Here is a 26,864-nt window from a genome sequence, read left to right on the forward strand (position 1 = left end):
AAAACTTCCGCTTTGAAAACTGCCGCCTCAACCGCATCGACGTGCATTTCCACTGCTGGAACCTCTACATCAGCAACTGCACCATTGGCTTCAAAGGCATCGCCCTGACAGGTGGCGGTGAATTGGTAATCGAAAACACCACGCGCCACGGCAACCAATTCGTCAATTTCAGGCGCGACTATGGAGCCAAATGGGACGGGCATATACGCATCCGCGGCTGCCGGTTAATGCCCAGTAGTAATGGCCGTGTCTCGGTCCTATCCTGTCGTCCGGCCGATTTCGACTACCAGTATCCCATAGGCTTTGCACGCACGGTCACAATCGAAGACCTGCTCATCGATTACAGCGCTGCGCCCGCATCAACTGCACCGTGCTGGCTAATGGACACTGTCCCCTTTTCCAAAACCAAAAACAATACCCGCCTCTTCTTTCCCCATCGTATTGAATTTCGAAACATCACCGTCGCAGGTAGAAAGCAAGGCGTTCGCCTCATCCGCATACCCAATCCACACTACTACGACCTGCGCCGCAATGGCGGCTACGATGGCACACAACTCCACGCCAACAGCACCCTCATCTGCGACAATATACAACTCGAAAAATTCACTCAGGAAATTGCCGACGATGATGAACAGGTACATATCCTGATCGGTGGAGAATCAGCGACCGACTATGCCGATGCACTCGCCCTCTATCCCAAAATGCGATTTACCGACTGTGAAAATATCAGTGTGTACCTGGGCAACTGCATTGCCAGTGCGACTTTTGAACGGTGCAGCCTGAACACCATAACCGCACCCAATTTGCGGGGCGAACTCGTATTTACCGAGTGCCATCTCCAGCCCGACGTCAAAAAAGTACCAGAGCAATTTTACATTTTGCAAAACACGTTGGGCACGCGCTTCACCAACTGCACCCTTCACGCGCCCATCGTCAACGGCACAATGAACCCGGACCTGATGGACCGCCTGGGCTTCATCAAAATCAACGAATCTGTACAACACTACCATCTCAATACAGCACTTGGGAATGATGTCATAGACCATCTCAAAAACTCGGGAACCACACTCATACCAGAATTTATCACCAAACTAAAACTGCACCACGATTTGGAATCATAGCTTCATTCCAATTTTTCAAAGGAGTACTCCGCCGTGAGAGACGTACGCTGGGAGCGCATGTTCCCCGATGAACTCGAAGCCGCATTCAAAGCCTGTCCAGTCGTCTATTTCCCCTATGGCCTGTGCGAACCACACGGCCCACAAAATGCTGTGGGACTCGACGCCCTCAAAGCCCACGGCATTGCCGTTCGCACCGCGCACAAACACGGCGGCATTGTCGCCCCGCCCGACTACTGGCATATCCACGAAATTGGAGGCTATGCCCTCTGGTCAGAACGCTCGGTTGGCAAATCCGAACGATCCTGGCTAACCTGTATGCCGCCCTGGCAACACTTCAAAAACATCTGCTATCACATCCGCCAGGCCGACACCCTCGGCTTTCAAGCGGCCATCTTCCTCACCGGGCACTACGGCCCCAACTGGCAAGACCTGAAAACCCTGTGTGAACTCATCCAGCCCCAGGTGGGCACGCGCCTGTATAGCCTGCCCGATTTTGAAGCCAACCAACCCGGCTTTGACAATGACAACAACAGCGGTGGCGACCACGCGGGAAAAGTCGAAACCTCTCTTCTTTGGGCCATTGAACCCGACTGTGTCGATATCTCCCGTTTACCGCCCAAAAGTGAACCCGGTCCGCACTTTGCCATGGGCCAAAATGTCCGCGAATCCAATCGCCAAATTGGCGAGCGCATGGTCAATGACGAAATCGAGTGGCTCGGCAACAAAGTTAGAGAATTACTCGCCGCGTATGAATCGGAAAAACCCACGCAAAAACTTCGCACCTTCGACCAGGTCGAACACATCTGGGAAACCGTTATCCGCCCCGAACTCCCCAACTTCCGCACGATGCAAACAGCGTGGTCGGACGACGCCACGCTCCCGGAAGACTCTGTCTGGTACGCCAACTGGAAAGTACCAGACCGCGAATGGTAAAATAAAACGGCCTGCATTGCCAATGCAGGCCGTATCTCATTGCAGAATTGTTTTACCCGATCACACTTGTTGTCAACCGAACATTGTATATATTTAGATTTATCGTAATAACATCGTCCAATACGCCACGCATAGCGTATGTTGCCCCATTTTTTACTGAGGAGATTCAATATGAAGCAACTGATTATGTTTTTCGCTCTGTTCTTTCTGGCCCACTCAACCCTATCTGCTGCCGAGTTAAAAGGCAAAGTACGCGATGCCGAAACCGGTGAAGCCCTGCCGGGCGCAAACGTGTATTTAGAAGGTGCTGGACGAGGAACTGCTACAGATCTCGATGGACAATTTGAGATCACCAGAGTCGGCGAAGGCAGCTATACACTCGTCATAAGTTTTGTAGGATATAAAGAATATCGCAACGCCATCGTTGTAAAAGCGGATGCTGCCGAGTTATTTATAGAACTCATGCCCGAAGCATTTCGAGGCAAAGAAGTCACCGTCGTTGCCGACCGCGCCAAACTGCGCGAAACACCCGTTGCCTTCTCAGACGTACCAAAAGCCGATATGGAGCGCAAACTCGGCTCGCGCGATCTCCCGATGATTTTGAATGATACGCCGGGCGTTTATGCAACCGAGCAAGGTGGAGGCCCTGGCGATTCTCGCATCAATGTGAGGGGATTCGACCAGCGCAACGTCGCCGTCATGATCAACGGCGTGCCAGTCAACGATATGGAAAACGGCTGGGTCTATTGGTCCAACTGGGATGGCCTGAGCGATGTCACATCGTCAATCCAGGTACAGCGCGGATTGGGCGCCTCAAATCTGGCAATAGCCTCAGTGGGTGGCACCATGAACATTGTCACCGACATCGCCCGCCAACAGCGCGGATTCAAAATCAAACAGGAAGCGGGAAACAACGCCTTTTACAAAACCACAGTTAATTTTTCATCGGGTTTGATGAACGGCAAAACCGCTTTCACCCTGGGCCTCACGCGCAAAATCGGCGATGGCCTGCCCGATCAGGCCTGGACATCGGCGTGGTCCTATTTTGGCGCACTGAGTTTTTTCGCGTCTGAGACACACAAAATTGACCTGTTTGTCGTAGGCGCGCCACAACGCCATGGGCATCGCCTCTACAAGCAATCTATTGCAACCTTTGATGCCGATTACGCCCGATCTCTGGGCATTGATGTTTCGGATGCGAGAAACTACGGTATCGATTACAACCCCAACTGGGGACGCTCGCCATTCTCATCCTATCAGGAGTACTACAACGGCCAGGTACACGATGCGCGCGATAGCGAAATCATCATGGAACGCGAAAATTTTTACCACAAACCCCAGATCAATTTGAACTGGTACTGGACACCCAACGAGCAGTTCATCCTGTCCAATGTATTTTATTTTTCGCGCGGCAAAGGCGGCGGCACAGGGCGTTTGGGTACCAACCCGCGCTCGCTACCCGATGGCAGCATCAACTGGCAACGCGTTGCCGATGAATTGAACACCCAAACAGCATCGGAAGCCCATCTCGATCTGGTAGGTGCAGGCGAAGTAGGTGCCAATGAAATTGCGGCGAGAACCGTCATACGAAACTCGGTCAACCAGCACTTCTGGTATGGATATTTGGGCACAGCTGAACACCGTTTGAGCGACATCTATACGCTGGCTTTTGGTATAGATTTGCGCTATTACAGAGGGCAGCACTGGCGCGAAGTACGCAATCTGCTCGGCGCCGATTATTACGTCTTCCCCTGGGATAACAATGCCACGACCTCCGTCAAGCGACTCGGCGACAAAGTCTCCTACCACAACGATGGTCTCACGCGCTGGGGGGGTGGTTTTGCACAACTCGAAGGTCGGTTTAACGACTTTACGGCATTTTTGAGCACATCTGCGTCCATAACAGGTTATAAACGCATTGACTATTTCCGTGCCAAGATCAATGGCGACTGGGATCAGACCGACTGGGAGAACTTCAAAGGCTACACCGTAAAAGTGGGCGGCAACTACAATGCAACCCCCGTAGTCAATATGTATGCCAACATCGGCTGGCTTTCAACAGCCCCCAAATTCGACTCCGTTTATCACTACGACAACAGCCTTTACGACCCCACCTTCAATGAAAAAGTCGCCTCATTTGAGTTGGGCACCGGGTATTTCAAACGCGGCGTAGTGACAGCAAACACAAATTTCTATTACACCAGATGGATAGACCGTTCGTGGCCCAAGAGCATTTACAGCGAAAAACTCGACCAGCGCTTCCGGTTTTTGCTAAACGGCATTGACGCGCGGCATACAGGCATAGAGTTCGACCTGAAAGCGCGTCCCCATTCCATGCTGGAAGTGCGCGGCATGTTATCGCTGGGCAATTGGGAATGGCTCAACGATGCCAATGTCACATTTTCCCCTGAAGAAGACCCATCGGCCATCGGCAACTTTCAAGTCTATGCCAAAGGACTAAAAGTGGGCGACTCGGCGCAAAAAACCCTTGCACTGAGCGGCACAATATTTCCCAAACGCGGCCTCTACGCCTCGCTGAATCTGCGGCGATTTATGGATCACTATGCCAAATTTGACCCCGCCAACCGAACAGATGCCAGCGACCGAAAACAGTCCTGGCAACTCCCGAATTACAACCTGATAAACCTGCATGCGGGCTACACCTTGCCCGGCAATACATTTGGCAATGGCAAAGTGAAACTGCAATTACACGTCTTCAATTTGCTCGACGAACGCTATATATCCGATGCAGACGACGGCAATAATCACGACGCAGCAAGTGCCCGCGTATTCCTTGGCCTATTGCGCCGCTGGAATATTTCACTATCGTACGATTATTAGCAGCCAGCAATTCTAACACAGGAGACCTCCGTGAGCGATCCCATCCGCGGCATCTTGCCCGTATTACAAACACCCGTTGCCAAATCCGGTGACTTCGACATCGAAAGCATGGAGCGACAGATCGACTTCTGCATCGCCGCAGGTGCAGGTGGCCTGGTCTTTCCCGTGCTCGGAGGTGAATTTCAATATCTCTCCGACCGCGAGCGACAAACCCTCGTCGAAATCGTCGTCAAAAAAACCGACAAACGCACCCCCGTCATCACCGGTGTGGCCGGCACAAATATCTCCACAGCCACTGAACACGCCGCCCATGCCGGACGCGCAGGTGCCGACGCCGTCATCGCCATGCCACCCTATATGGGCAGCGGAGGACCCGACGAAAATCTCCGCTACTTCGAGGCCATTTCCAGCGCCGGACAATTGCCCATTTTCATCCAGAACGCAGGTGCTGGCATGCAACCTCCTGCACTCGTTCGCCTGCTCACCGAAGTCGAGCACCTCATCTACGTCAAAGAAGAAGCCAATCCCAGCGCACATCACATCAGCGCCATCGTCGCCGAAGCAGGGGATCACTGTCAGGGCGTTTTTGGCGGGGCATGGTGCCGCTGGATGATCTCAGAAATGCGACGAGGCGCCAGTGGCTTTATGCCCGGCGCCCCGGTTGTGGATATTCATGTCGATATCTGGGATGCTTTCCAAGCAGGCGATGAAGACAGAGCACGCGATCTCTTCGATCAACTCCTTCCACTCACCAACCTGATCCAAATCCTCGGTCTCCGCCTGGTCAAAGAAGTACTCATTCGCCGAGGCATCTTCAAAACGAGCGGTATGCGCGCGCCCGGCAGCACACAATTGGACGACGACGACCACCGCGAACTCGACGCCATCCTCACAAAACTTCGCCCCCTATTCCGCACAGAGGCGTCGTAGATAGGAACGCACCTTCATGTTGATGACTTTGATTCGATAAAAGGCGTGCAAACAGTCTTCCCGGACGCGCAATTTGGTACCGAGCAGGGCTTGGATCTTTTAAGAGGAGCCATTCTACATCAATTCCCGAAATTTTTCTTCATTAATTCCCGCCTGCCGCAGCATTTCATAAAATAGCCACCGCGGAATATCTCGTCCATGTTTGTGGCTAATGCGAACACGCAAAATCGTTCCATTTACGAGCACTTTGCGCCAAGTCTCGTGTTTCCGAGATCGAATTTTTGCGAATCCCAAAACGCGCAACACTTTGCGAAATTGGTCAAACCTGTACACGGCCATGTTGAATTTCAATTAGCATGCGAATATCCCAAGCATCGTTACAGGCTGCAATCGCCTGGATATAAGGTAAATGATGGGCGCGATTGGGACTGTTTTGATAAATTTCTAAGTCCTCCAAATATTCCTCAGCATAATCCTGCATGGCTTCCAGCATATCTTCCAGTGCTTCATCGGGCGTTGCCATTTCAGTCACCAAATCCAATTCAGGACAGAAAGCGCATACCATCGCGTCATCTCGAGCAAGAATTATTGTCAATCGTTTTTCAAAAAATGAAATTTTCGGTGGCAAAAGCGATTGTTCATTGTTCATTATTCGCTCCTTTCCACAAAGCGTTGTACCATTTCCTCGCGGAGGCGGAGAATGGCGTTGTTTTCGTCCAATTCGACGTCGGATTGGTGTATGGGGTGTCCTGCGGCGATTTTGCGTTTTAGTTTGAGATTGTGAGCTAGGCCGATGGGCAGAGTGTTGGATATGCAAGCCTGATCAGCCGGCATGAGTTTGCCGTACACGCGGTAGCCGCCTTCGCCGTCCAGGACTTCTCCCTGGGGGAGATCGCGTTTTGCAGTGGCGACAACGTCTGCATTAAAAACAACGGGCGCGCCGCTGGCTTCGCCGCGCAAGCCAGCGCGCAAGACGCTGGTGGTAAGTTCCATGCCAACCAGGTGGTAGGGGCGATAGATGGCCGTGTAGCGTCCCGTGGAATCAGTGGGAAGGCCGTATTCGGAGAAGCAGCGGCGGATGTAGTCGCCGGGAGCTTCGATGGTGACGTAAACACCCCAGCGTAGATCCCGATCGACAGGGGTTCCATCTCGTTGCAGGCTGGAGACGACTTCGACGGTTCCCTTGTGAGAAAGTTGACCCCCGTCGCTATGAGGCCGGCAAATATCTGGCAACTGATCAATGCCGCAAGGCGGAAACTTCAGGCCTGCGGGCTGGGGATTCAGGCCAGTGGCATTTGAGACAGCGGCCATTTCAATAGCGGATTTTGTCCCGTCCAAAAAAGAGTTAAACATACGGGGGTTCAGATCACCCTCTGCAACAGTTTCTGCATCGAAACCGTAGTGCTCCCAGACAGTATCAGGAGTGGATGCGTGGTACGCAGACCGGTATTTGGTGCCCTTGCCAGCGCAGACAATGTCGAAGCCATTGGTCTGTGCCCATTCAACCAATTCACAGATCAAAGCCGGTTGATCGCCATAGGCGAGGGTGTACACGAGACCAGCAGATGCTGCACGTTGAGCCAGGAGGGGACCGACCAGAACGTCTGCTTCGACATTGACCATGACCAGGTGGCGCCCGTGTTCGATGGCTTGAAGGGCGTGGTGGATGCCTGCGAGAGGATTGCCAGTGGCTTCGACCAGAACGTCCAGACCGTCCGCCCGGATGAGGGCATCGCCGTCATCGGTGAGATAGGTGGCACCAGTTTTGAGGGCGTGATCGAAGTGGGTTGCGGAAAATTGTTCGGGCGGCCACTCAGCACGCGTGAGAGCATCACGCGCCCGGTGCAGGGATAGATCGGCCACACCCAGGACGTGCAGACCCGCAACGCGACGGGCCTGGGCCAGGAACATGGTGCCGAATTTTCCAGCGCCGATGAGGCCCACGCGAAGGGGGTTTTTAGACTCGGCCCGGGCAGTTAGCAAGTGTAAGAGTTGACCGTTGGCCAAAGGATTCCCCACAAGAGAAAATTATGAGAGGCTCAATCAGGCATTTTCAAAGCAGTCTGCCATGTCGTTGAGAAAATGATCCGGATCTACTTTGCGATACTGTTCGACATAACGATGATCGGTCTGTGGGTTTTCGAGAACCTGTCGCCGAAGAAAATGTGGAATTGATAGGCCATCTATGTCGGACAGTCTATTGAGGCTCGACTGAAGGAGATCTTGCACGTTTTGTGCGGTATGGATTTCGATATTGGGTTCGGAGGTGTTGTAATAATAGACAGCTTTCAGGTGAGTACGGAGCATTTTGACCGCATAAGCAGGTAGAGATTTTTCTTCGCGATTTGGGCGGAAGGCTTCGGGCCAGAACAGGCGGTTGATCTGAAGGTCAAACGCTTTCTTGAGCATGCCGGAAACGCTGCCGTGGGCGGGAATCCATTTTGAGTCGGGCCAGACGTCTAAATTGCCCCAGGGACCGCCCAGCGTATTTTTCTCAAGTGGCAGGCGTCCACATCCCGAGTTGACGCCTTCTCGGGTGATGTCCAGGATGGCAAAGTGCTGGGGATAAATAAAAAAATCATCCGTGCGAGCGCGCCAGATATCGTAAAAGGCAGTGGTCAGTGACAGAAGTGCATATCCGACGTGTAGTATGCCATCTTCGAGATGGGGAGAGATGACACCCGTGCGGTCCAATTCGTGGTAGTCCGGACAGAAGGTCTCAAAATCGACGCAAGTGAGGCCGTTTTCGCCAGATTGCCAGTATTCAAAATCCTGAGAGATTAAGAGGGTGCTGGTGTGCATAAGAAAAGACCTACTATTTTTCCATAAACGGACCCTGCTGATCGATGCGTTGCAGAGTTTGTTTGAACTTGTCGGAACCGTCGTCTTCCCAGACATCCAGGCGAATGCCCCGGATGTTGCCTTCGGGGAAACCAGTGAGGCGGGCAACGTTTGGGAATCCTCTGGTATAGAGCTTGTGGCCATCGGGTAGATGCAGGATGCCAATAGTGGGGGGAATAACAGTGGGTTTGTTGGCAGCGCATCTGGCCAGCGCGTCTTCATCGACCTCTACGCCGAGGCCAGCGCCTTTGGGTACCGGAGAGGAACCGCCTGCGACTTCGATGCGCTGTTTGACAACGTCTTCACCGTACTGGTCGTCCAGGTTGGTAGAATGAGCCACGTTGGGAATCACGGCGCCCATATGCAGAGCCATGGCTTTGGTGAGGGTACCGCCTGTGAGCTGGATGACAGAGGAGACATTGGCCAGGGCAGTAGCAAATCCACGCACGAGGGTAGAGCCAATGCCGCCTTCGCCGATCATGTAGGCATCGGCGCAACCGCGAATAATCTCCTGGCCTCCGCCGAGTTGGGGGACATGCATGAGCAGTGGCAAACTGGTTTTCTCCCTCAGAAGGCGCCAGCCTTCGACATCGGATAAGACCAGGGGATCTTCGATCATACCTACGACGGGGGACTTCTCCAACTCCTGCAAAATGCGCAGGACAGCGGCAAGCGGCCGATTGTGATTGAAGTCGTAATGCATCTTGAAACCGGGCGGAGCAACCTCCTCAACAGCTCTGGTTTGTTCGTACACGTCGTAATAGGCGCAAGTGTGGATTTTAAAGATCATATACCCTTCTTCCACGGCTCGCTGAACCTCTTTGGCCAGGTCTTCCGGGGAGGCCGGGCGAGTCCAGGCAGCTACGGGTACGCGGTCGCGTATCTTCTGACCCATGAGTTTGTACGCGGGAATTTCAAGGTATTTGCCCATGGCATCGTAGAGAGCGCCCATCAGGCCGCTGTTGAGATCGGCGTTGATAAAGTCAAAAGGATCGCGGTCGATCAGGTGTTTCACAGTGGATTTAGAAGGGGCCTCGCAGCGTGCATCGCCATAGCCGACAATACCATTGTCAGTCGTAATTTTAAAAATGGTACGATGGTTTATATTGAAAAACCGGGCTTTCTGGTCGGCATTCCGGTCGGCGATTTTGGGATAGATGGGGATGATGTCGATGTCGGTGATTTTCATGATCGAATCCTCCGAGTTAAGTAGAGGCTGAGTGGTCCGACGATGGGAAAGACGCCTTTAAAGGTTACGGATGCCATCGATGGGTTCTCCTAACTGTCATTCACGTCAGGGCGGGTATGGCTGCCTCGCGTTTTGCCAGCGTGGCATGGGCTTTTTTAAAAGTCGCGCTATCGTCGTCTTCGATAACTTCCAGGGTAACACCGCGTTCAAATCCGGGGATGCTACCTGCGTAGAAGGTCTTCTGGTAGATGGCTTCATCGGTAAATTCCCAGATGCGTTTCTGTTTGGCCGCACCGGGCCACGAGATGCGCAGGATGCGTTTTTTTCCTCGGTAGAGCCTTTTAGGTGTGGGTGTATCGGGATCGACCGCGTATTTTTCGACAGCTTTTTCATCGACTTCAATGCCCAGGCCAGGGGCATCGGAGACCTGGATGTGACCGTCAATCACGTCGAGGCGTTTTTTAAGCAAATCGTGTTTCCAGAGTTCGTGACAGGTAATATAGGGCAACTGGGCGTGGGAGAGGACAGAGCCGAGGTGTACGGCGAAGGCAGTGGTAATTCCAGTGCCGACCATTTGTAACCAGAAAGGTTTGTTGAAAGCAGCGGCGAGCGCAGCCTGCCGGCGGACTTCTGTGACACCGCCGCCAATAACAAAGCCATCGCAGGCGTGGGCGTGCAAATATTCTTCCCGGAAGTGTTCGACGACGGGTTTGCATACGCGTTCGCGAAGAATTCTCGCGCCGATGAGATCGCCATAAAGGTAGAAGGGACTTTCGTAGATGCCGACATTGGGGTGATTGTCGAGCTGCTGGAGGATAATCTCCGCTTTTGCCTGATTGAGCAGAAAACCGTTGAAATCTATGTCGAATTTGTAATCTGCGGGTACGAGTTTGCCCACGGCTTCGACCTGCTGGAGGATGTCTCGCCAGGGGCGGGCTTTCATTTTGAAAGAAGTGTACCCGCGTTTGAGAGATTCTCTGGCCTCCGCGACCCAGTCGGCAGGTGACATGTCAATGTCCCACCAGGAGATGGGGCATCGGTCGCGCAATTTGGTGCCGAGCAGGGCATGGACAGGCACATCAGCGGCCTTTCCAACAGCGTCCAGAACAGCGAGCTGTGGACCAAAGCCGATGGCGTCGTTGTGCATGATCTGGAAGGGATTCTGGCCGATCAGTGTATGCACATCGCTAACAGACAGGCTATCTCCATAGCCCACGATCCCCTCATCGGTTTCAATACGGTAGAGATAGACCCGTTCGTCGTGAGTCTGAGCGCGGTGCATGGCGCGTTCGACCCGTTTGCAGTAAAAGGGAATATTGAGGCTAAGACGGGTTGCGTTTGCGATTTTCATGACGGATTTTCTCCAGGTTTTGAGAGGAATTGTCCATCGCTCAATCCCTACTGGCGGCGCAAAGATTCTGCGGTAGGTGCTTCCACTTTGGGTATCCAGGCTGCGTGTGCATCTATGATGTCCTTATACTGCGCATCTCCTGCGAGATTTGTCCATTCGAGACTGTCATTTTCGTGATCGTAGAGTTCTTCAGTTCCATCTGAATAGCGAATATATCGCCATCGTTCAGAGCGCACACTGTGATTGCCCCGAATATGCGTGGTCAGCGCGGGTCGATCCCATTCTCGGTCGGGCTGCGCCATCAGGGGTTTTAAGCTCACACCATCCAGACCATCTCTTTGGGGCAAGCCGCAAACGTCAATAAATGTTGGATACAGATCGACCAGACTGACCGTGCGGTCGCATCGTCCGGGTGCCATACCCGGTGCTGAAATCATAAGAGGCACGCGCGTAGCCTCTTCCCAAAGAGCAAATTTGCGCCAATGGAGTTTCTCGCCCAGGTGCCAGCCGTGATCTCCCCACAGAACAATCATCGTGTTATCGGCATAAGAACTATTGTCGAGTGCATCCAATAATTCCCCGATCATATCATCGGCAAATCGAATACAGGCGAGATACCCCGCAACAGCCCTCCGCCAATTGTCCGTCTCAGTCACATTTTTGTGATCATCCCGCCGCGTGACAAAGGATCGCCCGATGGGAGGCACATCGTCGAGATCGTTTTCGTCTATATTGGGCAATGTGATATCGTCTGGGGGATACAAATCAAAATACTTTCTGGGCACGTACCACGGTAGATGCGGGCGATAGAGACCACAGGCCAAAAAGAAGGGTTTGTCGTGCTTCTTATTCAGCATCTCCTTGCCCCACTGCACCACTTTCCAATCGTCCATTTCCTCCACTGGCACATCTATTGGTCCCCAATCAAACCTGCCTTGATCTGGAAGACCATTCAGCGGTGGATTGGGAGGCAGTGGGTCCCGTCCCTGGGGAACATAGTCGTGATAGGATACCACATCAGCAGGTCTCCCTTGCCGCGTGATTTTGCCTCTACCCGCAACATAATATCCATTGCCCATAAAATGCTGCATCAGAGTTACGGCATCCGGGTCCTGCTGCCGGAATGAATGGGCATTTTCATACACCCCCGTTGTCGTGGGCAATTTGCCAGTCACCAGGCTACCACGCGAGGGATTGCACGCAGGCGCATTGCAATACGCACGGGTAAATAAAGTACTTCGACTCGCCAGGCGATCTAAATTTGGCGTTACAGAATCCGGGTGTCCCCCCAAACAGCCAATCCAATCATTGAGATCATCCACAGCAATAAAGAGCACATTGGATTTTTGTTGTGCGAAAAGCGATGAGGGAAAAGCACTTGCGGCGAGTACAGCGGCAGTACTCGTAAAGGTAGTACATAAAAAATCGCGACGCGTTTGCATGAGCTACTCCTAATTTAACGGCACACCCTCAACCGTGATGCGGTGCATGAGGCGTCGCTGTCCCTGGTAATCATTGAGAGCGCAATGCCAGGTCGCGCGGTTATCCCAAATAGCGAGAGTATCTCTTTCCCAGCGAATGCGGCATGTAAAATCCGGTTGGGAACCGTGCTGGTACAAATACTGAAGCAGAGGTTGGGATTCTTCTTTTTTCCATCCCTCAATTTGAACCGTGAACACGGGATTTACGTAAAGAGCTTTGCGACCTGTAATGGGATGCCTTATGATCAGGGGATGAACAGCATCCTGCGTGGCGAGTTCGGGATTGCCAATGCGACCGCTCTGATCGGGCTTTCTGCCGTTCATTACTCCAAAAACATGTCGGCTGGAGTGCAGGGCATTTAAGTTTTCGAGCGTTTTCCGCAACCCCGGCGAGAGAGTTTCGTAAGCCCTGTACATACTGGCAAACATCGTATCACCACCAAACTCGGGAACTTCGCGTGCGTAGAGAATCGAGCCGAGTGCGGGAATGGTATCGTAAGAATGATCGGTGTGCCAGTTGCGCCCAATATTGGTTTCCTGGTCGGGTTCTTTTCGCACTTCGGCGATGATGGGATTTTCCGCTACGCCCGTAAAAAATCGGTTGACATTGATACCCCCCCAGCGTCGGGCAAATGCGATGTGTTGTTCCTGCGTGAGGGACTGATTGCGAAAGAGAACCACGCTGAAATCCGCAAAAGCCCGATGAATTTCAGCAAATTGTTCTTCACTGATCCCCGACGCAACGTCAACGCCTTCAATTTCAGCGCCAAGTGCCCCAGATAGGGGCTTCACATCGATGGTGCGATATGGTGTGTCCATGTATGTCCTTTCTCAATTATCCCACGCAAAGGGAACCGCTCGTTCTAAAGTTTTAGATCTCATATCCTATCCCTTCACCACCGAACTTTTCCCGTGAATACAACGCCTTCCTCGCCTTTGACAATGCGCCCGATTGGATACACATGGCATCCCGCGCTTTGCAGGTGTGCGTTAATCCTCGCCACAGAATTCTGGGCACACACAAGTGTCATCCCCACACCCATATTAAAAGTCCGTAGCATATCGTCTTCTGGAACCAGACCCTCGGCGCGAATCGTTTTGAAGATGGGGAGAATTTGAAGTGACGAGAGATCAATCACAGCCCGACAGGTTTCGGGAAGAATGCGAGATAGATTATCCTGGATACCGCCACCGGTAATATGTGCCATCCCCTTCAACCCCTCGTCCTTAAACAGCCCCTTTAGAGGCTGATAATAACACTGGTGCGGGCGCAAAATCATATCGAGAAAGGACTCCCCCTGAATATCTCGATCTTTCAACTCCGGCTTATTCTTTAACAACGCCCTGACAAGCGTATAACCATTGGTATGCAGTCCATTGGATGCAAGCGCGAGAACCGCGTCTCCCTCCTCAATCGCAGCGCCATCAATAATACTGTCCCTATCGACAACTCCAATAGCCGAAGCACTTAAAATATACACCCCATCTTCGACAACCCCTGGTTGAACAGATGTTTCTCCACCTGTCAATGCACATCCCTGTGCCTCACAAGCATCGGCAATCCCACCAACGAGTGCTTTGACAACGGGGGGATCGAGTTTGCCGCAGACAATACAATCTTGCACATAAAAAGGATCGGCACCCATAACAATAATATCGTTGATCAAATGATTGACCAGATCATAAGCAATAGACGTGACACTTCCGTGTTCAAACGCCAACTTTTGCTTTGAACCAGGCTCCTCGGTTTTCAGCACGAGAATGGGGTGATCATATCCCTCAAAACGGCCATCAACCAGACTACCAAAAGCCCCCAATTTATTGAGCACTCTCGAATCGCCACGCCCGATATCTGAAGCCATATCTCTTTTAACAGCATCAGTTTCATCAATATTGACGCCACTCTTAGAATAAGACAAAGACTCGTTATCCGGCACTGCGTTCCTCCTATTTATTCTATTTCATTTAATCTGCTGGCGAAGCCAACTTGCCCAACACCGCCCGGCGCACCAGATCCAAACCCTGAATCACCAACCATCGGCGGATATGATCCGAATCCTGAAAGCGGCGACTTGCAATACACGTTCGCGCTTGTGGATCAGAGCCATAAACAGCCATAAACGTTGCGCCACCTTCATAAGGACCAACTATCGCCAGCCCCACACCATCCTCGGGCGCAACCTCCTGAGCCATCGCTTCGGTCAAAGCGCGAGGGTCATCCTGTCCATCCATATTAGCATCTCTTTGCGCGGCCACCACATCACCTGCGCCATTCTCTTTGAACTCCCGCACGACCTGGCCATCTGTCAGCGTATCCACCACCCCAATCTTCAACCCTTTTTCCCGCAACAAATCGCCCACAACCTCGGCCACTGTCTCTTTCCCCGTACCGTAAATCGCAACCCCCAACCGCTTCCTGAGTTCCGCTTCCATCGGCGCAATCAACGCATCGGCATCTTCCTCTGTATCCGCTTTCGCCGCCACGCGCACATCAGTCTGCCCAGCATGCGCCGCCAATCCCACCGTTGGATTGCTCTCAGTCATCAGATCCCCAATTGTGCGATCAATATTGCTCTCGCCCACCGCACAGGTTCGCAACACACGTACCTTTGTAATTTTGCTCCCGCCCATGCGGTCAATCAAAATTGGAATCACGACCTTGTGCAACATATAATCCAATTCCCTCGGCACACCTGGAAGCGAAATCACACAGCCGCGCCCTTTAACATCTTCACTCAAAAAACAAGGCGCCGTGCCCATGGGATTCTCCAGTGGTATAGCGCCTTCGGGAATATACGCCTGTCGCTTGTTATTATCTGCCATCTCACGGCCAAAATTGCGAAACCGCGATGCAATCTGATTTTCCAATATCTTGCTGTAAACAAGCTTGCGTCCCGTTGCACGCGCCACACATTGCCGCGTCATATCATCCACCGTAGGACCAATACCTCCCGATGTCAGAATTACATCTGACCGATCCAGCGCGACATCCAAAACGCCGGCAATCCGATCTTCATTGTCCCCCACAGTCGTTTTATACAACAAATCCATTCCAATATCGCGTAGCGCTTTGGCAAACATCGTGGCATTGGTATCTACAATTTCACCCAACAACAACTCCGTTCCAATCATCACAATCTCAGCTTGCATGTCTCCTCCACTCATTTTTTGCACATAATGGAACTCTATGTTATGTTTTGAGGTCTCACAAAGGTAAGAATTACAACCAGAGACGCAAGGGGTAATCAGTTGAGCCATCCAAACGCAGCACTCGCAGTTCAAAACCTCACCCGCACCTACACGAGTGGGGGGCATCCACTCACCGTTTTGGACAACGTCACATTCACCATCCCCAAAGGCCAAACCTGTGCGATAGTAGGGCCTTCGGGCAGTGGAAAAACCACGCTACTCGGATTATGTGCTGGACTTGATCGTCCATCATCGGGCACAGTCACCCTTCACAACATGGCCCTCGACAGCCTCGACGAAGATCAACGCGCAGCCGTGCGAAATGAATATGTGGGCTTTGTCTTTCAGAGCTTTCAACTCATCCCCACCCTCACCGCCATTGAAAATGTTGCGATTCCTCTCGAGCTACGCGGTAAAAACGGTGTGTTCGGCGAAGCGAGAGAATTGCTCAACCGCGTGGGATTGGGCGACCGCTTGACGCATTATCCCGCTCAGCTTTCGGGGGGTGAACAACAGCGCGTGGGCATTGCACGCGCCTTTATCAACCAACCGCACATCTTATTTGCCGACGAGCCTACGGGCAACCTCGACGCCGACAGCAGTCATACCATCGCCAATCTGCTCTTTGACCTCAACCGAGAAGCGGGCACAACCCTCATCCTCGTCACGCACGATCACGACCTCGCCGCACGCACACAGCGCATCATCCGCCTGCAAGGAGGCAAAGTGGATCAGGATGTGCAGGATTAAAGGATGAACAGGATACCCTTCCCCATTCCTAAATTTTAATTTTTACTATGGATCGAATCACCAGCGTTAAAAATCAGACCTCCAGCCCACTATTCAACGCCTGGACCTGGCGCATGGCCTGGCGCGATAGCCGCACGTATCGTCGCCGCTTGTTGCTCTTTATTTCATGCATATTGCTCGGCGTGGGTGGCCTCGTGGCCGTTCGTGCTCTGGGCGATAACCTGCAACGCGTTGTCGAAAATGAAGCGCGCACACTTTTAGGTGCTGATTTACGCGTCAGCAGCCAGCGCGCTTTTGCGCCTGCGGTTGACTCCCTATTCAACTCATGGGGTGGGGAACAATCCCGAGAAGTGCGCTTTGCCTCAATGGTCTTCTTTCCCAAAAACGGCGGAACCCGCCTGGTACAGGTGCGCGCGCTACAAGGCGACTTTCCCTATTACGGCACATTTGAAACCAATCCACTACAAGCGTCGAAGACCTTTCAGCATACCCATCACGCACTCCTCGACGATGGCTTGCTCGTCCAATTTGGCGTTCAGGTCGGCGATTCCGTGCGAATTGGCAACCACACCTTTGTCATAGGCGGACGCATCACAAAAATATCGGGCGAGGCCATGGCCTTTGCCACAGTGGCACCTCGTGTGTACATCCCCTTATCGCATCTCGATAAAACGGGCCTCATCAAATTTGGCAGCCTGGCGTCTTATGTGGCTTATTTTAAGTTTGATAGCAGCGCGAGAATCGGATCCATCCAGCGCGAACTTCGCCCCTATCGCGGGGATCAAAATTTGCGGACCGAAACCGTTGCCAGCCGTCAAAGACGCCTCAATCGCATATTGGATAATCTCTATATCTTCCTCAGTCTTGTCGCCTTTGCCGCCCTCTTGCTCGGATGTATCGGCGTTGCCAGTGCCATTCACGTTTATACACGCCAAAAAATAACAACCGTCGCCATCCTGCGCTGCATGGGCGCGCAATCGAATCAGATCCTCTGCATTTACGCCATCCAGGCCATCGCCCTGGGTCTTATTGGCACGGGGTGCGGTTCTCTCCTCGGTGTGGGCATTCAGTATCTCCTGCCCGGTGTTCTCGCACAAATCCTGCCCATTGAACTCGATATTCAATTTTCCTATTGGGCGATCATTCAGGGCACCGGCATTGGCCTGAGTCTGTCGCTGCTCTTCGCCCTGCTCCCCCTGTTGCCGATACGTCGAACATCGCCCCTGCACACCTTGCGGGCATCTTTTGAAAATGTGCGATCCAAAATAGATCCTCTGCAAATGATGACCATCGGCGGGATCTGTCTCATTGTCGCGGGATTGGGCATTTTGCAAACCAGCAGTATCCTCATGGGAATTGGTATTGCCATCGGATTTGGCATTGCCTTTGGACTGCTCATAGGCGCATCGTGGCTCATTATCAAAACCGTTCGCCGCTTCTTTCCCACAACCTGGCAATACGTATGGCGACAGGGCCTGGCCAATCTCTATCGCCCACACAATCAGACCGTAATTCTCATGCTCGCACTGGGCCTGGGCACCTTTCTCATCACCACGCTCTATATTGTGCAACATGCCCTGCTCGCTCAAATTGCCATCGCAGGGAGCGACAACCGTCCCAATTTTGTTCTCGTCGATGTGCAAACTGATCAGATTGAAGGTGTAAGCGCGTTGCTTCGCAAACAGAGCCTACCCGTCATCCACCATGCTCCCATCGTCACCATGCGCCTGAAGAGCATCAAAGGTCAAGATGCGCGTTCCTACGGCAGAATACACGATGTGCGGCGCTGGGCAATTCAACGCGAATACCGCTCGACCTATCGAAATCACCTCTTCGATTCAGAACGTCTTGTAGGTGGCACCTGGATCGATGCAGAACGTACAGAAGAACCCATCCCCGTTTCATTTGAGCGCGACATTGCCCGCTCGCTTCGCGTCTCGCTCGGCGATACCCTGACCTTCGACATCCAGGGTGTGTCCGTTCAAACCACAGTACAAAGCCTGCGAGTGGTTGACTGGCAGCGCATTCAGCCAAACTTTTTTATCGTCTTTCCCAAGGGCGTGCTCGAAACCGCTCCCCAGTTTCACGTCTTGACCACGCGCATCAACACAACGGAACAATCCGCTGTGTTGCAACGCACGCTGGTTCAACAATACCCCAATGTCTCGGCTGTGGACCTCGGCCTCATTCTCAAAACCGTTGACGATGTACTCTCACAAATCGCCTTTGTCGTGCGCTTCATGGCACTCTTTAGCGTGATTACCGGACTCATTGTGCTAACTGCCGCAGTCACCACCAGCCGCTATCAACGCATTCGTGAAGCCGTTTTGCTGCGCACTTTGGGGGCATCTCAAAAACAGATTCGCCGCATACTCTTGCTGGAATACACTTTCCTGGGCGCACTCGCTACCCTGACTGGACTCATACTCTCTATTGGCGGTGCCTGGGCTGTCACCATCTTTATTTTTGACATTCACTTTGCCCTGCCCACTGCGGCCATTGCCGGCGTCTTTATCCTCGTCACCGCGCTCACCATCTTTGTCGGCATGCTCAACAGCCGCGGCATAGCCGACCGCCCTCCACTCGAAATTTTGCGAAGCGAAGTGTGAGTTTCTCACTTCTTTTCCAGAACCGGTTTAAGCACGCGCCACACGGTTTCCGCTATAATCCGATGTCCCGCAGCATTGGGATGAATGCGGTCTGGCAGATTCAGTTCAGGAATCCCACCGACACCTTCTAACAAAAAGGGTATCAAAGGCACGCGATTCTTTTCAGATAGAGCAGGGAACACTGCGCGGAAAGCCGTCGTATATATATCTCCCAAATTTGGTGGTGCTTCAATACCCATAAGTATGATTTGAATATCTGGATACTTCTCTTTTGCGCGATCTATAATCCCCTGCAAATTTTGCTGCATTTCAGTCGTGGGAATCCCCCGCAAGCCATCGTTGCCCCCCAATGCCAGCACCAGCACATCGATTTTTCGCCGCAACAACCAGTTGACCCGCCGCAACCCTCCCGCCGATGTTTCGCCACTCAGTCCGCCATTGATCACATCAAACGCCCACCCGAGCGAATCAATCTTTGCCTGAATCAGCGCGGGAAAAGCCTGCGTTTTATCCAGACCATAACCCGCAGTCAGGCTATCTCCCAAAAACAAAACCGTCTTGCGATCCTCTTCAGCATGAGCTGTCCATATCAATCCGAGTAAAACAACGATGAGAAACCGCTTCATTTTTTATCCTCATTCATATCTATGAGCCCCAATCCATTTTCTCCCTTGACCCCAAATATAAGATTGGCTATATTTTTTGCCGACTGGCCTGTAAAAAAAACAATATTTTCGGAACGCCCAGCGTTTCAGCAGCGTTGCCATACCAGTCCACGAGGCACCTGCTTGTTCCTTGCGTCAAATTTCGCGATTTGGTGAAGGGACGGGTAGGTGCTTTTTGTTTTTCAGGAAAATTTCAATTTGTGACGCGGTTGGCCCGAAGGCAACCATTTCGTGTACCAAAAAGAAAGGCCCTCGCGCGAGTTCTTGGCGGGACGGCGCGAGGACCCCAGATCACACCGACAGGTACATGTGGTGTGTCAATGCTTTTGGGCCAACCTCTTTTCCGTTGTGACGTAGCCGTTAAATGTTGTGTTTCAATAATATACAGATTTTATAGTTTGTGTGTTCCGCGAATTTGAGACATTTGAAAAAAAAGAAATAAAAACCTATGCTAAAAAATTATATGACCGTCGCCATTCGACATCTGTTCAAGTACAAAATTTATACGCTTATGAACGTCTCTGGATTGGCGATTGGCATGGCCAGTTTTATTCTGATGCTGTGTTTTGTCCAGCACGAATTGAGTTACGATCGCTTTTATCCAAATTCGGATCGCATTTATCGGGTTATTCGGGAAACGCGTTCAACCGGTGCAGACCAGGCACACTACGAGGCAAATACCTCCGGCGCGCTGGCCGATGCGCTGATGCGCGATTTCCCAGAAGTTCAGCGAGCGACGCGCATGGGGCGTCACGAGATTATGTTGAGGTACAAAGATAAATTTTTCCAGCAGAAGTTCGATCTCGTTGATGCGTCTTTCTTTGACATTTTTCAAATTCCCTTTCTAAAGGGCAACCCTCAAACCGCGCTTCAAGAGCCATATACCATTGTTTTGACTGAGAAGATAGCTCGAAAATATTTCGGCGATGAAAACCCCATGGGTAAAATTCTCACGGTTGATGGGCGGTTCTGGCATGGCGAATTCAAAGTGACGGGCATCTTGCGCGATTTGCCTACCAATACGAGTTTGCAAATCGACTTTCTACATTCAACTGTTGGTGACTCCTATATTCAAGACAAATGGACAAGATGGGAAGATGTGCAAAACCGTATGTTTGTCACATATATCTTGTTGCATCCAAACGCAAAATCTGCCGACTTGGAACGCAAACTGCCCGATTTGATCAACCGCTACATAGGTCCTCAAGTTCGCGCGACCACAACCTATCACTTGCAATCCCTGAATCGTGTACATCTTTATTCAAATGTCGATTATGCTATTGAAACAGAAGAGAATATTCGACAAGCGATTGTCAACCGGGGCCATGGCATACAGGGAGATATTCGACAGGTTTACATGTTTGCCTGTGCGGGAGTTGCCGTGTTGGCGATTGCGTGCATCAACTTCATGAGCCTTTCCACAGCCCGTTCAACGAATCGCTCTCGAGAAGTCGGCATGCGAAAGGTTGTGGGCGCACATAGGCAGCAGTTGATCCATCAATTTCTGAACGAATCTATTCTCATCGCGTTTTTTGCCCTGCCCTTGGCCGTTATGATAGGCAAAGCCGCTCTTCCTTTTCTCAACACCTTTCTAAATCGCGACCTGAATCTGAATATCCTCAACGATTGGACGCTCTTATTGGGGCTAATAGCGGTCACCCTGTTTGTCGGTCTTTTGTCGGGAAGTTATCCTGCACTGTTTCTGTCGAAATTTCATCCTATTGAGGTGCTCAAAGGCACCGGAAAGATGAGAGGTCGAGAAACATCATTGCGTAAGGGCCTCGTTGTTATCCAGTTTGCGATTTCCATTTTGCTGATTGTTGCCACAATAATGGTATCGCGCCAACTCGTGTATATAAAGACAAAAAAGCTGGGATTCAACAAAGAACACATTGTGGTTTTGCCCATCTTCATTACGCATCGGGGGGCCAGGACAGACCCCAATGAGCGTTTGGCTTCGCGTTATAACGTGGTCAAACAAGTCTTTTTGGAACACCCCAACGTGCTCAAGGCGACCGCTTATAATTTTCCTTTTGGTATGGGCACCAACCGTCTGCGTTTGATTCGTGCAGAAGGCATTCAAGATCGGGAAATTCACATGGCGTTTCAGCAAGCCGATGAGGATTATCTCGACACATTTGAAATCGAACTTCTTTCTGGTCGTAACTTCTCTACGGAAATGAGCAGCGATTTTACCGAAGCAATTCTTCTCAACGAGTCGGCAGTGAAATATTTGGGCTGGAAGAAATCGCTTGACAAACAAATAGAAGTCGTGTTTTTGCCTCGCAAAGGGCGTGTAATTGGGGTAATTAAAAATTATCATCATCAATCCTTGCGAGAAACAATCGGTCCTATGGGCATTTATATGCGAACGGGTTTTTATTCTTATCTCGCACTCAAAATTCAATCAAAAAATATTTTAAAAACGATTGAATTCCTGGATAAGACCTGGCAGCGTTTTGTCCCCAACCGACCTTTCACGTTCTGGTTCATGGACGACCAACTGAATACGATGTATCAAAAGGAAGTGCGTCTTGGACAGGTACTTCATGCTTTTACTATCCTGGCCATTTTTATTGCTTGCCTCGGTTTGTTCGCCCTATCTGCTTATACTGCTGAACAGCGCACCAAAGAGGTCGGTATTCGGAAAGTTTTGGGCGCAACAGTATTGAATATTGTTCTGTTGCTTTCAAAGGATTTTGTAAAACTGATCCTCATCGCCAATCTGATTGTCTGGCCTGTCGCTTATTATGCCGCACAACGCTGGCTTGAGAATTTTGCTTATCGGATTGATTTTGGAATAGGTGTTTTTTTGTTGAGTGGCGTTCTTATGCTGATGATTGCTTTATGCACTGTGAGTTATCAAGCCATACGAGTTGCTGTATCTAATCCCGTGGATACTTTGAGAGATGAGTAAATGACTCAGCAAAAATGGTGAGAGTAAACGCCATATCGAGAGCAACTTGTAAAACCGCGGCAAGTGTCGTATAATTCCTCTACCACTCCGATTGTGTGATGGGAGAACATGTTCGCCGAGGTTTTATATGGCTCAGCTTCGCGGAATTGTGGATCGCATTACATTTCAAAACGAAGAGAATGGATACACGGTTGCCCGTTTGCAGGTAGAGGGATTGGCCGCATACAACAACCGTCCGGCGACCATTGTGGGCGAAATGCTGTCTATCAACCCGGGTGAGACCGTGGTTTTGGAAGGCGAATGGACAACCCATAAGCAATATGGGGCACAATTCAAAATTGAATCCTACCAGACCGTGCATCCATCTACAGTAGAGGGAATGCGGCGGTATTTGGGTTCGGGATTGATCAAAGGCATTGGGCCAGTCACGGCAAAGCGGATTGTGGATCACTTTGGAAAAGAAGCTCTCGATGTCATCGAAAGAGATCCCAAACGACTGGTCGAAGTCGAAGGATTGGGAGCCAAACGCGCAAAGTGGATTATCGAAGTCTGGGAAGACCAGCGCGAAATTCACAATGTAATGCTATTCTTGCAATCGCACGAAGTGGGCACGGGATACGCCGCAAAAATATGGAAAAAGTACGGGCATGAAGCCGTTGAATTGATTCGGGAAAATCCCTATCGCCTATCTGTAGATGTTTGGGGCATTGGCTTTTTGACGGCAGACCGCATCGCGCAAAAAATGGGCATACCCGCGCATTCAGACCGGCGCATCCAGGCCGGTCTTTTGCATGTACTCAATGAAGCTGCAGACAAAGAAGGGCATGTTTTCTTGCCCGAAGACGCGCTCATTGAATCGTGTGCCGAAGCACTCGATGTCCCTGTTGATGCAATCCCACCATGCGTAGCGCAATTACTCTCCGAAGAATTGATAATCGTTGATGACAAGCGGGTGTATTTGCCACATTTGTACTATGCCGAACAGGGCGCGGCAACGCGGTGCTATCAATTATCCCAGGTACAACGCATTGAACTGGGCAATATCCCAGCGGAGATCAGAGCCATAGAACAGCGCGACGGGGTCACATTCGCGCCCCGTCAAAAATTGGCATTGGAAAAGGCATTGTCGCACAATTTGCTGGTGTTGACGGGGGGGCCGGGAACGGGTAAAACAACGACCATTAAGGGACTCATCGCACTTTTAGAGACGCGAAACAAAAAAATCGCACTGGCAGCGCCAACGGGACGCGCGGCCAAGCGGATGTCTGAGGCGACCGGGCATGAGGCCAAAACCATCCACAGATTGCTAAAATTTAGCCCATCTGAAATGGCGTTTGAGAAAAATTTTGAGAACCCCCTGGAGATCGAAGCCCTGATTGTCGATGAAATATCCATGGTCGATACGGTTCTGATGAACAGTCTATTGCGCGCTGTTCCAATCAGCGCTTCGGTGGTCCTGGTAGGCGACGTCGATCAGTTGCCATCGGTCGGCGCAGGAAATGTGTTGAAGGATGTCATTGCATCTGGCATTGTCGAAGTCGTGGAACTCAACGAGATCTTTCGGCAGGCACAAACGAGCCGCATCATTACCAATGCCCACGCGATCAATCGCGGCGAAATGCCATACTTACAGAATGATCGCGATGCGGATTTCTTTTTTCTCGAAGTCTCGGAACCCGATCAGGTCGTAGAGATGGTTTGTGGATTGTGTGCTGCACGCTTACCGCGCACATATCGTTTGGACAGTATTGAAGATATCCAGGTACTCGTGCCGATGTATCGAGGGGAAACCGGCGCGAATAATCTCAACCAGGTCTTGCAAGACGAGTTAAATCCCAAAGGACAGGAGATGACGCGGGGCGGTATCCGCTTTCGAGTGGGCGACAAAGTGATGCAGGTGCGAAATAACTACGACCGCGATGTTTTTAACGGTGATATTGGGCGCGTCCAGGGAATAGAGGATGATATATTGCGCGTGCGATTTCAGGACCGCGTCTTAGAATACGAGTTTTCGGAATTAGACGAGTTGGTGCTGGCCTATGCCATGAGTGTACACAAGAGCCAGGGTGCAGAATTTCGCGCCGTGGTAATGCCCTTGACCACGCAACACTATATGATGTTACAGCGCAACTTGTTGTACACAGCCATTACTCGGGCGCGAGAACTGGTCGTACTCGCAGGAACAAAACAGGCTCTGGGGATGGCTGTTCGCAACAATCGGGTTGCAGAGCGACACACGACCCTATCGCAGCGCATTCGAGCTGGACTCGTCGAAGAACCTGTTCAGGGAACTTTGCTGTGATAAGCGGATGTTTTTTTAGGTTACGGACACCGCCGCTATGATGACGGGCGGGCACAGGGGCACCGCCCCTACGATGGGTATGATTGTCCTATATCTATGTCGATACTCGTTTATTGTCTAAATTTTTATCGTATATTATACTTAGGTGATCTCCGGTTGAAAGATTTGTATCCAGGAGGCTAATATGCTGTCGAGATGGTTGGTTGGTATAGCGATAATTGTCGTTATAGCAAGTGGTGTTGAAGCCACAGATATCGAGTTTGGAGGGCAAGTTCGGCCTCGCACGGAATTTCGAGATCCCGTTGGCAATGGGCACGACGTATTCACATCTATGCGTACTCGACTGAATATCACAGCGAATTTAGATCAAGATGTGAATGTTTTTATCCAGTTACAGGATGTGCGGTTGTGGGGCGAAGAAAGCAACACCTTCACCGATTATAATGCCGACAATTTCGACTTTCACCAGGCGTATATGGATATCAAAGATATGGGCGGATCGGCCCTATCTCTCCGCATTGGACGACAGGCGATAGGACTCGGCGGACAGCGGATAATCGGCGCAGTCGAATGGGCACAACAAGGGCGTGCCTTCGACGGTATTATCGCAACCGCCAGACCCCAATGGGGCACAGTTCAAGGCGTTGGCGTTCGCCTATCCGATACCACCGCCAAAGATATAAACGGCAATGCCTATCTGGCCGCTTTGTATGCTACTGTAACCAGAACGAGCACATCCGCGGATTTTTACGGCATCTACCACCACGTATCCCCCAAAGGCTTCAATAGAAGTGATAATACGCGGCTATGGACACTCGGCGCGCGCATTTACGGCGAAAAGGCAAACTGGACCTACCGCGCCGAAGGCTCTTTCCAAACAGGCGAACGGCGTGGGCCAAATGGCTCGGCATTTATGTTTGGCGGCAGACTGGGCACAACACTGGGCAAAGGTAGCCTGACCCTGTGGTATGATTATTTATCTGGCGATGGCAATGAGAAAGACAGCAAATGGAAATCATTTGATACGCTCTTTGCAACCAATCACAAATACTACGGATTTGCCGATTTATTTCTCAATATTCCCGTCCACACTCAAAATCTCGGCCTTCAGGACTTTGCGATAAAAGTATCCGTACCGCTGGATGAGGCAGAGCAGTTGCGCTTGGCAGCGGACGGACATGTGTTCTTCCTCGCCCAAAAAGGCAATATGGAATCGGGTCATCTGGCAGATGAACTCGATTTAACACTATCATATCAATACAGCGAAAATGTAACCTTTATGACCGGTTATACAATTGCCCTGGCGCGAGATGCCATCAAGGCGCTGGGCCGATTGAATGAGAACATGCACTGGGCGTATGTGATGAGCAATGTCTCATTTTAATTTTTAGAGAACTTGAGAAAGACTCTGAAATAAAAAAGCCGACCTGAAAACAGATCGGCTTTTCAAATCTCAGCAAATTTGTGATCTCCACATTTTACCTGATTATTTAGTTTTCCCCAAAGGCACTGGCAAAGATCAGAAAATCAGAAAATCCAATGGTGCCATCTCCGTCCAGATCGTACCGCGCATCATATCCCGCATCGCCACGACTTAATCCAAATAGTGCTACAAACTGCAAAAAATCGCCAAAACCAACAGTCCCATCGCTATCAAAGTCGGGATTGGGAGTTTGCGGTTGAACTGTGCCATACGGCGACATATCCCACAGCAGAACCGTGCCATCCCATGACCCTGATGCCAA

General features: G+C 51.2%; 19 protein-coding genes and 1 pseudogene. 9 read left to right on the forward strand and 11 right to left on the reverse strand.

The genetic code is table 11. The features are described from left to right. Positions 1 to 493: 493 nt before the first annotated feature. The 4 genes and pseudogenes from F4Y39_08760 (at position 494) to F4Y39_08775 (ending at position 5,825) form a co-directional block, all read left to right on the forward strand. Positions 494 to 628: pseudogene (locus F4Y39_08760) on the forward strand (hypothetical protein). A gap of 526 nt (positions 629 to 1,154) precedes the next feature. After that, positions 1,155 to 2,054 carry a creatininase family protein gene (locus tag F4Y39_08765; protein ID MYC13802.1) on the forward strand — a complete coding sequence of 300 codons (900 nt, stop codon included), beginning with the start codon at positions 1,155 to 1,157 and terminating at the stop codon, positions 2,052 to 2,054. Positions 2,055 to 2,192: 138 nt separating this feature from the next. After that, positions 2,193 to 4,895, forward strand: coding sequence for a TonB-dependent receptor (locus tag F4Y39_08770; GenBank protein MYC13803.1), 2,703 nt, complete (start codon positions 2,193 to 2,195; stop codon positions 4,893 to 4,895). A 9-nt stretch (positions 4,896 to 4,904) separates the two neighbouring features. Continuing rightward, positions 4,905 to 5,825, forward strand: coding sequence for a dihydrodipicolinate synthase family protein (locus F4Y39_08775; GenBank protein ID MYC13804.1), 921 nt, complete (start codon positions 4,905 to 4,907; stop codon positions 5,823 to 5,825). 114 nt (positions 5,826 to 5,939) lie between these two features. On the opposite strand, the gene F4Y39_08780 is transcribed toward F4Y39_08775, so the two are convergent. From F4Y39_08780 to F4Y39_08825, 10 genes are all read right to left on the reverse strand, one after another. Then, the gene (locus tag F4Y39_08780) at positions 5,940 to 6,164 is read right to left on the reverse strand and encodes a type II toxin-antitoxin system HicA family toxin (GenBank protein MYC13805.1); all 225 of its coding nucleotides are present in this window, start codon (positions 6,162 to 6,164) and stop codon (positions 5,940 to 5,942) included. Further along, positions 6,145 to 6,474, reverse strand: coding sequence for a hypothetical protein (locus F4Y39_08785; protein ID MYC13806.1), 330 nt, complete (start codon positions 6,472 to 6,474; stop codon positions 6,145 to 6,147). Before F4Y39_08785 ends, F4Y39_08780 begins: the two co-directional genes overlap by 20 nt. Continuing rightward, positions 6,474 to 7,736, reverse strand: a complete 1,263-nt coding sequence (locus F4Y39_08790) for a flagellar biosynthesis protein FlgA (protein MYC13807.1) — start codon at positions 7,734 to 7,736, stop codon at positions 6,474 to 6,476. Before F4Y39_08790 ends, F4Y39_08785 begins: the two co-directional genes overlap by 1 nt. Before the next feature lie 132 nt (positions 7,737 to 7,868). Next, positions 7,869 to 8,627 (reverse strand): hypothetical protein, encoded by a 759-nt coding sequence (locus F4Y39_08795; protein ID MYC13808.1) that lies wholly within the window; start codon positions 8,625 to 8,627, stop codon positions 7,869 to 7,871. A gap of 13 nt (positions 8,628 to 8,640) precedes the next feature. After that, positions 8,641 to 9,855: a hypothetical protein gene (locus tag F4Y39_08800; protein MYC13809.1), complete on the reverse strand. Its 1,215-nt coding sequence runs from the start codon at positions 9,853 to 9,855 to the stop codon at positions 8,641 to 8,643. A gap of 100 nt (positions 9,856 to 9,955) precedes the next feature. Next, positions 9,956 to 11,206 (reverse strand): hypothetical protein, encoded by a 1,251-nt coding sequence (locus F4Y39_08805; protein MYC13810.1) that lies wholly within the window; start codon positions 11,204 to 11,206, stop codon positions 9,956 to 9,958. A gap of 47 nt (positions 11,207 to 11,253) precedes the next feature. Further along, the gene (locus F4Y39_08810; GenBank protein ID MYC13811.1) at positions 11,254 to 12,648 is read right to left on the reverse strand and encodes a sulfatase; all 1,395 of its coding nucleotides are present in this window, start codon (positions 12,646 to 12,648) and stop codon (positions 11,254 to 11,256) included. 9 nt (positions 12,649 to 12,657) lie between these two features. Then, a complete protein-coding gene (locus F4Y39_08815) occupies positions 12,658 to 13,506 on the reverse strand; it encodes a TauD/TfdA family dioxygenase (protein MYC13812.1) in 849 nt (282 codons plus the stop codon). Between the two features lie 74 nt (positions 13,507 to 13,580). Continuing rightward, complete coding sequence (locus F4Y39_08820) at positions 13,581 to 14,624, reverse strand: phosphoribosylformylglycinamidine cyclo-ligase (GenBank protein MYC13813.1); 1,044 nt, start codon at positions 14,622 to 14,624, stop codon at positions 13,581 to 13,583. A gap of 28 nt (positions 14,625 to 14,652) precedes the next feature. Further along, positions 14,653 to 16,002, reverse strand: a complete 1,350-nt coding sequence (locus F4Y39_08825) for a CinA family nicotinamide mononucleotide deamidase-related protein (GenBank protein MYC13814.1) — start codon at positions 16,000 to 16,002, stop codon at positions 14,653 to 14,655. Between F4Y39_08825 and F4Y39_08830 the strand changes: the two genes are divergently transcribed. Then, complete coding sequence (locus F4Y39_08830; protein ID MYC13815.1) at positions 15,937 to 16,626, forward strand: ABC transporter ATP-binding protein; 690 nt, start codon at positions 15,937 to 15,939, stop codon at positions 16,624 to 16,626. The genes F4Y39_08825 and F4Y39_08830 overlap by 66 nt on opposite strands. A gap of 47 nt (positions 16,627 to 16,673) precedes the next feature. Next, positions 16,674 to 19,235: an FtsX-like permease family protein gene (locus F4Y39_08835; protein MYC13816.1), complete on the forward strand. Its 2,562-nt coding sequence runs from the start codon at positions 16,674 to 16,676 to the stop codon at positions 19,233 to 19,235. A gap of 5 nt (positions 19,236 to 19,240) precedes the next feature. Here the strand turns inward: F4Y39_08835 and F4Y39_08840 are convergent, their stop codons facing one another. Then, complete coding sequence (locus tag F4Y39_08840; protein MYC13817.1) at positions 19,241 to 19,861, reverse strand: arylesterase; 621 nt, start codon at positions 19,859 to 19,861, stop codon at positions 19,241 to 19,243. A gap of 487 nt (positions 19,862 to 20,348) precedes the next feature. On the opposite strand from F4Y39_08840, the gene F4Y39_08845 reads away from it, so the two are divergent. From F4Y39_08845 to F4Y39_08855, 3 genes are all read left to right on the forward strand, one after another. Next, the gene (locus tag F4Y39_08845; GenBank protein ID MYC13818.1) at positions 20,349 to 22,817 is read left to right on the forward strand and encodes an FtsX-like permease family protein; all 2,469 of its coding nucleotides are present in this window, start codon (positions 20,349 to 20,351) and stop codon (positions 22,815 to 22,817) included. Positions 22,818 to 22,944: 127 nt separating this feature from the next. After that, a complete protein-coding gene (locus tag F4Y39_08850) occupies positions 22,945 to 25,119 on the forward strand; it encodes an ATP-dependent RecD-like DNA helicase (GenBank protein MYC13819.1) in 2,175 nt (724 codons plus the stop codon). Between the two features lie 184 nt (positions 25,120 to 25,303). Further along, positions 25,304 to 26,503 carry a hypothetical protein gene (locus F4Y39_08855; protein ID MYC13820.1) on the forward strand — a complete coding sequence of 400 codons (1,200 nt, stop codon included), beginning with the start codon at positions 25,304 to 25,306 and terminating at the stop codon, positions 26,501 to 26,503. Positions 26,504 to 26,864: the final 361 nt, after the last annotated feature.

This window comes from Gemmatimonadota bacterium (assembly GCA_009838845.1).
Taxonomy (GTDB): domain Bacteria; phylum Latescibacterota; class UBA2968; order UBA2968; family UBA2968; genus VXRD01.